The 13114-nt window shown below is 33.1% G+C and carries 13 protein-coding genes; 10 read left to right on the top strand and 3 right to left on the bottom strand.

Features of this window, described 5'->3' with window-relative positions:
- Window positions 1–41: 41 nt before the first annotated feature.
- Window positions 42–2114, top strand: coding sequence for a S46 family peptidase (locus TD29_RS10290; protein WP_040280494.1), 2073 nt, complete (start codon window positions 42–44; stop codon window positions 2112–2114).
- A gap of 48 nt (window positions 2115–2162) precedes the next feature.
- Here the strand turns inward: TD29_RS10290 and TD29_RS10285 are convergent, their stop codons facing one another.
- Both TD29_RS10285 and ahcY read right to left on the bottom strand, forming a co-directional pair.
- Window positions 2163–2627, bottom strand: coding sequence for a DinB family protein (locus TD29_RS10285; RefSeq protein ID WP_040280492.1), 465 nt, complete (start codon window positions 2625–2627; stop codon window positions 2163–2165).
- Between the two features lie 116 nt (window positions 2628–2743).
- On the bottom strand, window positions 2744–4060 hold the full coding sequence (ahcY, locus tag TD29_RS10280; protein WP_040280491.1) for an adenosylhomocysteinase: 1317 nt from the start codon (window positions 4058–4060) through the stop codon (window positions 2744–2746).
- A 135-nt stretch (window positions 4061–4195) separates the two neighbouring features.
- Here ahcY and TD29_RS10275 point away from each other — a divergent pair, with 135 nt between their 5' ends.
- The 8 genes from TD29_RS10275 to TD29_RS10240 all read left to right on the top strand — a co-directional run bounded on the left by TD29_RS10275 (window position 4196) and on the right by TD29_RS10240 (window position 11609).
- Window positions 4196–4822 (top strand): 4'-phosphopantetheinyl transferase family protein, encoded by a 627-nt coding sequence (locus TD29_RS10275; RefSeq protein WP_040280490.1) that lies wholly within the window; start codon window positions 4196–4198, stop codon window positions 4820–4822.
- On the top strand, window positions 4823–5548 hold the full coding sequence (locus TD29_RS10270; protein ID WP_040280489.1) for a geranylgeranylglyceryl/heptaprenylglyceryl phosphate synthase: 726 nt from the start codon (window positions 4823–4825) through the stop codon (window positions 5546–5548).
- A 98-nt stretch (window positions 5549–5646) separates the two neighbouring features.
- A complete protein-coding gene (locus tag TD29_RS10265; protein WP_040280487.1) occupies window positions 5647–5907 on the top strand; it encodes a thiamine-binding protein in 261 nt (86 codons plus the stop codon).
- Window positions 5891–6601 carry a nicotinamide riboside transporter PnuC gene (pnuC, locus tag TD29_RS10260; protein WP_040280486.1) on the top strand — a complete coding sequence of 237 codons (711 nt, stop codon included), beginning with the start codon at window positions 5891–5893 and terminating at the stop codon, window positions 6599–6601. The genes TD29_RS10265 and pnuC overlap by 17 nt, the downstream gene beginning before the upstream one ends.
- Entirely contained in the window at window positions 6562–7131 is a 570-nt protein-coding gene (locus TD29_RS10255) for an AAA family ATPase (RefSeq protein ID WP_040280485.1), read from the top strand. The genes pnuC and TD29_RS10255 overlap by 40 nt, the downstream gene beginning before the upstream one ends.
- Window positions 7128–8690 (top strand): DUF4301 family protein, encoded by a 1563-nt coding sequence (locus tag TD29_RS10250; protein ID WP_040280483.1) that lies wholly within the window; start codon window positions 7128–7130, stop codon window positions 8688–8690. The genes TD29_RS10255 and TD29_RS10250 overlap by 4 nt, the downstream gene beginning before the upstream one ends.
- Window positions 8691–9098 carry an alternative ribosome rescue aminoacyl-tRNA hydrolase ArfB gene (arfB, locus tag TD29_RS10245; RefSeq protein ID WP_040280482.1) on the top strand — a complete coding sequence of 136 codons (408 nt, stop codon included), beginning with the start codon at window positions 8691–8693 and terminating at the stop codon, window positions 9096–9098.
- Window positions 9099–9329: 231 nt separating this feature from the next.
- A complete protein-coding gene (locus TD29_RS10240; protein ID WP_084203440.1) occupies window positions 9330–11609 on the top strand; it encodes a TonB-dependent receptor in 2280 nt (759 codons plus the stop codon).
- 106 nt (window positions 11610–11715) lie between these two features.
- Here the strand turns inward: TD29_RS10240 and TD29_RS10235 are convergent, their stop codons facing one another.
- Window positions 11716–12138 (bottom strand): Rieske (2Fe-2S) protein, encoded by a 423-nt coding sequence (locus TD29_RS10235; protein ID WP_040280481.1) that lies wholly within the window; start codon window positions 12136–12138, stop codon window positions 11716–11718.
- Between the two features lie 339 nt (window positions 12139–12477).
- On the opposite strand from TD29_RS10235, the gene greA reads away from it, so the two are divergent.
- Complete coding sequence (gene greA / locus TD29_RS10230) at window positions 12478–12951, top strand: transcription elongation factor GreA (RefSeq protein WP_040280480.1); 474 nt, start codon at window positions 12478–12480, stop codon at window positions 12949–12951.
- Window positions 12952–13114: the final 163 nt, after the last annotated feature.

Below are 13114 nucleotides of genomic sequence, written 5' to 3'. Positions count from 1 at the left end.
TTAAGTATTTTTTTATCTTTACGTACACTAATAATTGTACTATGAAATACTTAAAAATTATATTCTTTTTGATCGCCTTTCAATTGTCTGCACAGCAAGGAGGCATGTGGATTCCTTCTCTTTTAGAAGGGATGAACGAAACCGAAATGCAAAGCCTTGGTAGCAAATTAACTGCTAAAGATATTTATGATATCAATAACTCTAGTCTTAAAGATGCCATTGGTCATTTTAATGGTGGTTGTACTAGTGAGGTGATTTCTCCAAAAGGATTAATATTAACAAATCATCATTGTGGTTTTAGTCAAATACAGTCCCACTCGTCATTAGAAAATGATTATTTAAAAGATGGCTTTTGGGCAATGTCTCTAGATGAAGAATTACCTAATAATGGCTTATTTGTTGAGTTTATAGTTAGTATTCATGATGTTTCTAATCAGGTGCTTGCAGGTTTAAACGATACAATGACTGAGACAGAAAAACAATCTCAAATTTCTAAAAACGGAAACGGTATTTTAAAAGACTGGACTAAAGAAGTATGGCAAGATGTTAAACTAAAATCTTTTTTTAAGGGTAATCAATATTTTCTATTTGTGACAGAACGTTTTGAAGATATTCGTTTGGTTGGAGCACCACCAACAAGCATCGGTAAATTTGGAAGCGATACAGATAATTGGGTATTTCCAAGACATACAGGTGATTTTTCGTTGTTTAGAATTTATGCAGATGCTAATAATCGACCTGCAACATATAGTAAAGATAACAAGCCATACAAGCCAAAACACTTTTTACCAATCTCCCTAGACGGAATTGAAGAAGGTGATTTTACCATGGTTTTTGGTTTTCCAGGAACTACAGATGAGTACTTGCCTGCAGTTGCTATTGAGCATATCACTCAAGAATATAACCCTACCAATATCGCTATTCGTGAAGCGGCTTTAAAAGTGATAGACGCTAAAATGAAAACCAGTGATGATGTACGAATTAAATACGCATCAAAGCAAGCAAGAATCGCTAATGCATGGAAAAAATGGATTGGAGAAAACTTAGGGATTAAAAAAAGTAATGCCGTAGCCAAACGTCGCGAATTTGAAGCCACGTTTACCAAAGCACTTAAAGAACAAGGTATGGAAGATACCTACGGAAATATCTTACCAGAATTTGATCGCTTATATAAAGACTTTTCGGCTATAAATATCAAACGTAGAAACTTTATCGAAGTCTTTTTTATTACCAATGAATTAATGAATATGACCATAAGAGCATATCAAATGGAAAATTCTCAAGATCTAGAAGCTGCTATAGAATCTATGAGAAATCGATTAAAAGGCATTCATAAAAATTATGATGTTACTGTTGATAAAGGTGTGTTTAAAGCTGTCATGCCATTTTACACTAAAACTGTAGATGCTAGTATTTATGATACAACTGCGTTTACTAATTTGGATAGTGCCTTAAAATTATTAGAAGGTGAGCCAAGTGACGTGCTTGAAAAGTTGAATAATGATTCGGCTTATAAATATGCTAAACCGATGATTGAGGAGTTTTATAGAGATATAAATGCTGAGTTTCAACAAAAAAATGAACCCATCACTGCCTTGCAAACTACTTACATGACAGCCTTGATGAAAGTACTGCCAGAAGAGCGTTATTTTCCAGATGCAAATAGTACGCTTCGTGTGACGTACGGACAAGTGAGAGGGTATTCTCCAAGAGATGCTGTGTATTACAATCCGGTGAGCTATTTAGATGGTGTGATAGAAAAATATGTGCCAGGAGATTATGAATTTGATGTCCCTCAAAAGCTCATCGATTTATATGACGCTAAAGATTACGGTCAATATGCTGATGCTAACGGAAAAGTGCCAGTATGTTTTCTAGGAACAAACCACACTACAGGAGGAAACTCAGGTAGTCCAGCGATTGATGCCGAAGGAAATTTAATTGGTTTAAATTTTGATCGCGTTTGGGAAGGTACGATGAGTGATATGAATTACGATCCAGAAATTTGCCGAAACATTATGGTTGATTTGCGTTATGTACTCTTTATCGTTGATAAGTATGCAGGCGCAAAACATTTAATTGACGAAATGAAATTGGTGCATCCTAAGAAATAAATAATTAATCCATTTTTGAAAAGCCTTTCTTATCAAGAGAGGCTTTTTTTAGTTTCCAACAATCTCACCAATAATTTTGACATGGTGATTGGTATGAAGTTCTAAAAATCTATAAATTCTTGGAGTATTTACATTTCCGAATAAAGGATGCTTAAAATAGGCATTTTTATCTAAGTTAGATAAGGTTTTAATGTTAGCCTTTGCTAGTTCAATTTGCGATATCAAATCGGCTTTTAAAATGGTTTCTGGTGGTATAACATGTTTGGGAGCTTTCGCTTTTCCGCGAGGAAAAAAACCTAGGAAAAAAAATACTTTTCCTAAAAAACTAAAGTTGTTTTTATACGTTTCTGGTTCAGATTTTTGAAGTGTTTCACACACCTTGTTAATCACTTTTAGACTATGGTCTATATGCCAAGCTACATTACTTTTTGATACTTCAGGATTAGAGATTTTATAGTGTGCTATCTCTGCTTCAAGGGTTGTGATTAAGCTATTAATTTTATCTGAATTCATAACATTTATTTGTGTGAAGTTAAGAACTTTTTATGCTAAATAAGAAAACCCAAACTCTCTTTTGAAAGTTTGGGTTTTTTGTATGTGAGATTCTTCGCTTGCGCTCTAAATGACAATTAGTATCTGTAATGTTCAGGTTTGTATGGTCCTTCTACAGTTACACCAATGTATTCTGCTTGGTAAGGTGCAAGCTCTGTAAGTTCAACACCAATTTTTTCTAAGTGTAATTTAGCCACTTTTTCATCTAAATGCTTAGGTAGCATGTATACCTCATTTCCGTAGGCATCAGCGTTTTTCCATAACTCGATTTGAGCTAAGGTTTGGTTAGTAAATGAGTTACTCATTACAAAACTAGGGTGACCAGTTGCACAACCTAAGTTGACTAAACGACCTTCGGCTAAGATGATAATATCTTTACCATCAATAGTATATTTATCTACTTGAGGTTTGATTGTATCTTTAGTATTACCGTGAGTTTTGTTTAACCAATCCATTTGAATTTCGTTATCAAAATGACCAATATTACAAACGATAACTTTGTCTTTCATAGCTTCAAAATGCTCAGCACGAACGATATCTTTATTTCCTGTTGTAGTAATTACAATATCAGAGTTACCAACAACGGTTTCTAGTTTTTTAACCTCAAAACCATCCATTGCAGCTTGTAACGCACAAATTGGGTCAATTTCGGTAACGGTTACAATAGAACCTGCTCCTTTAAAAGATGCAGCCGTACCTTTACCAACATCACCATAACCACAAACAGTTACACGTTTTCCTGCTAACATAATATCTGTTGCACGACGAATGGCATCTACAGCACTTTCTTTACAACCGTATTTGTTATCAAATTTAGATTTAGTAACAGAGTCATTAACATTAATTGCTGGCATTGGTAATGTTCCGTTTTTTACACGTTCGTATAAACGGTGAACTCCAGTTGTTGTTTCTTCTGAAAGGCCGTTAATACCTTCAGCTAATTCTGGATATTTGTCTAAAACCATGTTAGTTAAATCACCACCATCATCAAGAATCATGTTTAATGGCTTACGATCTTCTCCAAAAAATAACGTTTGCTCGATACACCAATCAAATTCTTCTTCGGTCATATCTTTCCATGCATACACAGCGGTACCTGCATCAGCAATAGCTGCAGCAGCTTGATCTTGTGTAGAGAAAATATTACAAGAACTCCAAGTAACTTCTGCACCTAAAGCTTGTAGTGTTTCAATTAAAACAGCGGTTTGAATTGTCATATGAAGACATCCAGCAATACGAGCACCTTTTAACGGTTGTTCGTTTTTGTACTCTTCACGAAGACTCATAAGTCCTGGCATTTCAGCTTCAGCCAATTCAATTTCTTTTCTTCCCCAAGCAGCAAGAGACATGTCTTTTACTTTGTTAGGCACGTAAGTCGTTGTTTTTGTATCCATCTATATTTTTACTTTGTTTATTAATTTAAGATTTGCCTTTGGCTTAAGCGCTTAAAATGGTTAAATTCGCCAGTGTAAAAATGCCAAATCAGCCTAAGGCTGTGCAAAGATAATCATTAAGTTTCAGATATTTAAATGCCACTTTATAAAACTATAGAGCCAAACTCACAAACTACTGTTAAAATCTGGAAGATTACAGAGACTTATGATGAGTTGCTACAACCTTTAGATTTAAAACCTAATAGTTTAGAACGTGTTTTAGGGATGAAAAGTGAGTTGCATCAACGTGGTTTTTTAAGTGTTCGTCATTTATTAAGAGCATTTGGGTATACAGATCAAGATTTGTTTTACGATGCTAATGGGAAGCCTCATTTAAAAGATGGGAAGCATATTTCAATCACACATTCATTTACATTCTCGGGTGTTATTATTTCTTCTTCGGAAATTGGCATAGACATTGAAAAGCAGAGAGACAAAATTGCCATTATCGCCAAGAAGTTTGTAGATTATGAGTTAAAATATTTGTCTAAAACAGATGAAGATTATATTAAGATGCTAACCGTTATTTGGGGAATTAAAGAGTCTTTATATAAACTGTTTGCAACTCCAGGTATGTTGTTTAGAGAACATTTTATTGTAATTCCGTTTATGTTACATGATGCTAAAACTGTGGCTTGGATAGATTATGAAGGCAAAAAATATAGATATAACACGCATTTTTTAGAGTTTGAAGGATTCTCTTGTGCTTTTGTAACCACCTAAATGAAAGTGACCTACAGTAATATATTGCGTTCCATTTCTGAAGAAAAAAAACAACTAGCAGTTTTAATAGATCCAGATAAAATGGCTGTTAAAAATGTATCTAGTTTTATCAATAAAGTAAACCTATCTATTGCAACCCACATTTTTGTTGGTGGTAGTACGGTTGATGATCAGGCTACAGAACATGTAGTTATTGAAATTAAAAAACATACCAAATTACCTGTTGTGCTATTTCCTGGTGATGTGACTCAAATTACAAATCATGCAGATGCCTTGTTGTTTTTGTCATTGATTTCTGGTGATAACCCAGCGTATTTAATTGGAAAGCATATAAAGGCAGTTTCAAAATTAAGAGGTTCTACTTTGGAAATTATACCAACAGGTTATGTTTTGATTGAAAATGGAAAACAGACTATGGTTGAAAAAGTAACCAAAACTGTACCTTTATCTAGAGATAATATACAACTTGTTGCAGATACAGCTAAAGCTGGTGAGTTGCTGGGAATGAAACTTATATATCTAGAAGCTGGTAGTGGAGCTAAGCATCCTGTGCCTTTAGATGTTATAAAGTTTGTAAAACAAGAGTTGCAAATTCCACTCATAGTTGGTGGCGGAATTAGAACCAAACAACAACTAGAGAATGCATATAACGCAGGAGCAAACCTTGTAGTTATTGGGACCGCTTTTGAAGATGATGAACGTTTTTTTGAGGAGTTGCGTAAGTAATTTGTTATGCTGAATTCATTTCAGCATCTCATTATTTAAGAGGTAGAAAATAAATTAAGTATAACTAAAAAGTATGACCGCTTTCGCGGTAAGTAAACATGAAGATATCAGTAGAATTAACATTAACACCATTGCATGATGATTATGAACCTGCCATCATACATTTTATAAAAAAATTGCGTGCATCAAATCTTAAAGTACTCGAAAACCCATTAAGTACTCAAGTGTATGGAGATTATGATGAGGTCATGAAGACATTAACTTTCGAAATAAAAGAAGCTTTTGACCTTATAGAACGCGGCTTGTTACATATGAAAATTGTAAAATCTGATCGTCACGATTATGAACCACATTTTTGATTTCTTTATAGAACCTTATAAAACAGCAACTACATTTAATATTGTTTTAGAAATAAGTGCGATGTTGTTTGGTGTTGTTGGTGTTTGGTATGGGAAAAGAGAAAGTATTTTAGTCTATCCTCTGGGCATTCTAAGTACTATTATTTATGTGTATATATGCTATAAATTTGTGCTGTACGGTGATTTTATAATAAATATATATTATACGTTGATGAGTCTTTTTGGTTGGTATATGTGGGGCAAAACGATAGATGATAACAATACGCATATACCAATTTCTAAAACCTCAATAAATGATAAAATAAAAGCTTTTGGGATTTTTATTTTTACATCTGTATTTGTAATTTTTGTTTACAGGCATTATAATGTAATGCCAAATAATTTAAATTTTTCAGAAAGTATAGAATATGCGTATTCCAACTTAACCTCTGGTAGTATTGTAAGTTTTAGAAAAGCAACACCTTATCTCGATACGTTTACAACGGGAATATTTTTTGCAGCTATGTGGTTAATGGCACTAAAAAAGATCGAGCATTGGTTACTGTGGATTATAGGAAATATAATATCAATTCCGTTATATTTTGTGAAAGGGTTGGGGTTTACAGGAATTCAATTTTCAATATTATTAATTATTGCATTTTTAGGGTATAAACAATGGAGAAAAAGCTTAAACAACAACCGGCTAACTGCATAAAAGTAGTTTTGTTTGGCCCAGAATCTACAGGGAAAACGACCTTGTCGAGGCAATTAGCACGACATTATAATTCGGTTTGGGCACCTGAATATGCAAGAGAATACTTGCAAGATAAATGGAATAACGAACGAAAAACTTGCGAACCAGATGATTTGTTGCCAATTGCTTTAGGGCAAATGAAAATTGAAAATGAATTGGCAAAAAAAACCGATTCTGTCTTAATATGTGATACAGATTTATTAGAAACTAAAGTATATTCAGAAACCTATTACTCAGGAGTATGTGATCCGCTTCTAGAAAAATATGCCTTAGAAAATAAATACGATTTATACTTTTTAACGTATATTGACACACCTTGGGAAGCTGATGACCTACGTGATAAACCTGAAGAACGTTTAAGTATGTTTCAAAGTTTTCAAGAAGCATTAATTAAGTATAATAAACCATATGTTTTGCTTAAAGGTGATAAAAAAACGCGATTAGAAACAGCTATTACGCATATTGACGAATTACTAAATAGAGAAAGGTGAAATTTACAGAGAAAGATATAAAACAAATTGAATCAAAAGGGTTAACAGTTGAACAAGTTAATGCGCAAATTAGGCTTTTTGAAAATGGTTTGCCTTTTGCTAATCTAGTGTCTGAAGCAACCATTGGTAACGGTATTTTGAAATTATCACAAGAAGAAACTAATCATTTTATTTCAAAATTTGATGCTGAAAGAAATAAGTATTCCATTCTAAAATTTGTTCCAGCTTCTGGAGCTGCCACCCGAATGTTTAAATTTTTATTCGCTTTTTTAGATGCGTATAATATTGATCAAGGAAGTATCAATTATTATATCAATAGAACTAAAAATAAAGATCTTTCACTTTTTTTTGTAGGGCTAGAAAAGTTTCCGTTTTATCATATTGTAGTAGATAAATTAAAAGATACATATTCAGATTTTGAAGATAAATCTATAAACGAGCAAGGACTTAGGTTTGTGCAAATGATGCTTCATAGTGATAAGCTAGATTACGGGAATTCTCCAAAGGGATTATTACCGTTTCATCAATATAAAAACCAAACGTTATCTACTGCTTTTGAAGAGCATTTGTATGAATCTGCATTATATTCATCGAGTTTAGAATCGGCTAAATTGCATTTTACAATTTCAGAAAAACACAAACATAGATTTGATGAAGAATTTGCTAGAATTGAAAAGAAAGTAGAAGCTAAATCAGGTTCTGCATTTGATATTTCATTTTCATATCAAAAAGAATCTACAGATACTATTGCAGTAAATTCTAAAAATAAACCATTTAGAGAAGAAGATGGTTCGTTACATTTTAGGCCTTCTGGTCATGGTGCTCTAATCGAAAATTTAAATGATTTAGAGGCCGATGTTGTTTTTGTAAAAAATATAGATAACGTCGTAACAAATAAATTTAAAGATGAAGTTGCTAAGTATAAAAAAGTATTAGGCGGTATTTTGTTAGAAGTACAAGAGCAAGCATTTAATTATCTAAATGAGTTAGAAACTAATGAGTCTTCCGAAGAAAAACGCATTGAAATAGGTGAGTTTTTAGTCAATAAAATGAATGTAAAAATAAGTCCTGAGTTTGAGAAATATTCACGTAAATATCAAATTGAGTATTTAGCTGAAAAGTTAAATCGCCCAATTCGGGTCTGCGGAATGGTAAAAAATGAAGGTGAACCAGGAGGAGGACCATTTTGGGTTAAAGACGAAAGCGGTAATATTTCACTTCAAATTGTTGAATCTGCTCAAATTAATAAAAAAAGCAGGCGTCAAAAAGAAATCCTTAAAGGAGCAACGCACTTTAATCCTGTAGATTTAGTTTGCGGTATTAAAAACCATAAAGGCGAAAAGTATGATCTTAAAAAGTTTGTTGATCATAAAGCCGCTTTTATTACTATGAAAACAAAAACAGGAAAAGATTTAAAAGCATTAGAACTTCCAGGATTATGGAATGGTAGTATGGCTAATTGGAATACAATTTTTGTTGAAGTTCCTTTAATTACATTTAATCCTGTAAAAACGGTTAACGACTTACTTAAAGCACCACATCAAATTAAATTGGTATAAATGTTTGATGAAAATGCAATATTAAATGAGTTAAAATTTAAATTTATTAGAAGTTCTGGAGCTGGTGGACAGCATGTCAATAAAACAGCTTCTAAAGCAGAACTAACTTTTGATCTAGAGAACTCGCAGGTTCTAAATAATGATCAAAAAGTAGTGCTCAAAACCAATCTCAATACACGGCTTACTAAAACGAGTTTACTCATCATGCAATGTGGCGAGAGTAGAAGCCAACATAAAAATAAATCTATAATTATACAACGGTTTCTAGATTTAATTAGTGACAATCTAATTGAAGAGAAAGATCGTATTCCTACAAAAATCCCCAAAGCGGTTATTAGAAAACGATTAACTAATAAACGCAAAACTTCAGAAAAAAAAGCCAACCGAAAACCGCCTAAAATAGATTGAAAAATTTTTTTGTGATTCGTGATGTACAAACGAAAAATCTATTTTACCTTTGCAGCGTTCTCAAAAAAGGGGTGCCAATTATCGGCTGAGATCATACCCATTGAACCTGAGCAGGTAATGCTGCTAAGGAATTTTAACGTTGTGTTAGACTTGTTCTAGCATGACACAAACTAATTATTAACTATTTAGAATAATTACCTCTTTTTATTCGATTATTAATACATAATCGTAATGAAATCCACTATTCTTAAACTTGAATTAACAAGTTCAAATCTCTCTTTAAGGAGACTTAGTTTCGACTCTAAAAATAAAGTCAGAGAAACTAAACGCAATTTTCTTTTTTTAGTACTACTCGTACTATCGTCAACCGCATTTGCGCAAGACAATCAAAAACAACAAGATTCTACAACAACTGAAAAACTAGATGAAGTCTTAGTAAAAGCCGTTAGAGTAGAAGCTACATCGCCAATTACGCACTCAAACGTGACAAAAAAACAATTGGCAAAACGTAATTTAGGACAAGATATCCCTGTGCTCTTAAACTTTCTACCTTCGGTTGTCACAACTACTGATGCTGGAGCTGGAGTAGGTTATACAGGTATTCGTGTTCGTGGTATTAATGCGCAATCTACCAATGTAACTATTAATGGAATCCCGTATAACGATGCGGAATCCTTAGGTACATTTTGGGTGAACTTAGGTGATTTTGCCTCATCTGTTGAGAGTTTACAACTGCAACGAGGTGTTGGGACATCAACCAATGGATCTGGAGCATTTGGAGCTAGTATCAACGTATTAACAGATGCCGTTTCTAAAGAAGCAAACGGTGAAATTTCTAATTCCTTCGGAAGTTATAATACGAGAAAACACACGGTGAAATTTAGTTCAGGATTGCTAAATGATCACATTGAAATTGCTGGTCGTTTATCTAATATTTCTTCAGATGGATATATTGATAGAGCTAGAACAGATTTAAAATCTTACTTTCTTCAAGGGTCTTATGTTGATGATAATACGTTGATTAAAGCTATTGCTTTTGGAGGTGAAGAAGTGACGTATCAAGCTTGGAATGGTATTGATGTGCAAACTTTAAATGATGATCGTACGTTTAATCCATCTGGTATGTATACAGATGCTAATGGTGATGATCAATTTTATGACAATGAAGTTGATAATTACAATCAAGATCATTATCAATTGCATTGGAACCAACGTTACAATAATAGATGGTCTACAAATGTTGGACTTAATTATACCTACGGAAGAGGATATTTTGAGCAATATAAAGAAAACGAAGACTTTGGAGATTATGATCTAACACCAATCACCATTGGTGGTGAAACAATTGAAACTACTGATCTCATTAGACGTCGTTGGTTAGATAGTGATTTTTATGTAGTAAATGCTAGCGCTAACTATAAAAATAATGAAATTGATATGATTTTTGGAAGCTCGTATAGTCTCCACGATGGTGACCATTTTGGTGAAATTATTTGGGCTGAGTTTGCTAGTGATAGTGAGATACGAGATCGCTATTATGAAGGCAACGGAAAGAAATCTGATTTAAGTTTTTTTACAAAAGCAACGTATAGAGTAAATGATAAAGTAAGTTTATATGGCGATTTACAATTACGTTTGGTAGATTATAAAACAACTGGGTTAACATCTGATAGAGTCCCTTTAAATGTTGATGAAAATTATAGTTTCTTTAATCCAAAAGCAGGAATTACCTACAAGCTTAACACAAAAAATAGCTTGTATTTTTCATATGCTAGAGCAAATAGAGAGCCAAATAGAAGTGATTTTGAAAACAATGCAACCGTAAAACCAGAGCAACTTAATGATTTTGAATTAGGTTGGAGGCATGATGCTCAAAAATTTAGATTAAATGTTAACGGTTATTATATGTTGTATAATGAACAATTAGTCTTAACTGGTCAAATTGATACTACAGGAGATCCAATTAGAGCAAATAATGGAGATAGTTATCGTTTAGGTTTAGAAGTAGAAGCTGCAATTGCTGTGACAGATAAATTCACTGTACAACCCAACTTTACTTTAAGTTCTAATAAAAATAGAGAAACCTTTAACTCTGTTAATGGAGAACTTTTAGATTTAGGAAAAACTGATATTTCATTTTCTCCAGAAATCGTCGCAGCCAACGCTTTCGTATTTCAACCAAAAGAAGGATTTCAAATCTCATTGTTAAGCAAATTTGTTGGTGAACAATTCATGGGAAATACCGAAAATGAAGACTCGAAGTTAGATAACTATTTTGTTAATGATTTAAACTTTACTTACGAATGGCAACCAAAATCAATATTTGAATCTATAGTGTTTTCAGGATTAGTAAATAATATTTTTAATGAAAAGTATGTGTCAAATGGATATTTTGGATCGTTTGATTATGCTGATGATACAAGCCCAACAGGAACCACAACAGGGTATTTTGCAGGCTATTATCCGCAAGCAACAACTAATTTTTTATTAGGAGTTACCTTGAAGTTTTAAAATTTCCGATACTTCGACGACGTCAAGCATTAGCGAAAAATAAAGCAAAACAAAACTCCCAAGTCAATGGATTTGGGAGTTTTTTTATAAATTAAATGTGCAGCACCTAGTTGCTAACTACAATAGTAGAACCAGAAACCGTAACGCGATATTCTTTAAGTCCAAATGGAAGCGCAGTTCCTAACGATTGCCCAGTGAAAAGGCTGTAACTATTTTCATCTGTACAACCGCAAGTTATTGTGGCATCAGTACGTTGTAAAAATGAGCATGTATCTGGAATATGATTGGGATCTGCCGCATCCCAAGCACGATAACCACTACCCACATTCATTACGTATATACCAAGATTACCTTGATTAGGGATGTATACAGAATTACTAGTAAACATTAAGTGACTGTATTCTGGTAAATTGAGATTGATGGAAGCATTTACACCAACATTTAATAAAAAGTTGTTTGTATTTACATCATCACCACCACTACAATTCGTTAAAAATAAGAAAGGTAGAACTAAGAAAAGCTTTTTCATAAAGGCGTTAATTTTTTGTTGCAATTTACATATTTTAAACCCAAATATATATTTTGGGCTAACACTTGAATTAAATATTTTGTATCTTTGTATTGAATCTCGTTATAGCGAGATTTTTTCATTAATCCCGAACTGGTTTCGGGATATTTTGAATAAACTTATCAAAGCTTTTTACATTTAAGCGAAAACTATTAGTTTTTCGATCAGTTGGAGTGTCTTTTTTGGTGCACAGTAGTACTACGACACTAAAAAAGACCAATAATGGGCGGCAAAGAACAATTTTCTAGCAAATTAAAAAGTTTAAACGAGTTGTAAAGCTATTAAGTAAACGAAAATATTATGAGTAAAGTATCTTATTATACTCCAGAAGGGTTAAAAAAACTTAGAGACGAACTTAGGCAATTAAAAGATGTAGAGCGTCCTAAAGCATCTCAAGCCATTGCTGAGGCTCGAGATAAAGGAGATTTGAGTGAAAATGCTGAATATGATGCAGCAAAAGAAGCTCAAGGTATGCTAGAAATGAAAATTTCTAAATTAGAAGAAACAATGGCAGGAGCTCGTGTGATTGATGAATCTCAAATGGATACGTCAAAAGCATTAGTACTATCTACGGTAAGAATTAAAAATCAAACCAATGGTATGGAAATGACTTATACGTTGGTTGCAGATGGTGAAGCCGATTTAGCGACAGGTAAATTATCTGTGAATTCTCCTATTGGTAAAGGGCTTTTAGGAAAGTCTGTAGGCGAAGTTGCTGAGGTGCAAGTGCCAAACGGTATCATGAAATTTGACGTTTTAGAGATTACGAGGTAGAATACTTACTTCGGAAATGAGCATTACTCAACTAATTGTCCTTTGATAAACAATTGATAAAACACAAAATTATAAATAAAAGATTCCTACAATAAAGGAATCTTTTTATCTTTATAATAACCTTGTCAGGTTGAGCGCAGTCTAAACCTATTTTAATCATAAT

It is taken from the genome of Psychroserpens damuponensis (assembly GCF_000826655.1).
Lineage (GTDB): Bacteria > Bacteroidota > Bacteroidia > Flavobacteriales > Flavobacteriaceae > Psychroserpens > Psychroserpens damuponensis.
This window is presented reverse-complemented; position numbering and strand designations above follow the sequence as displayed.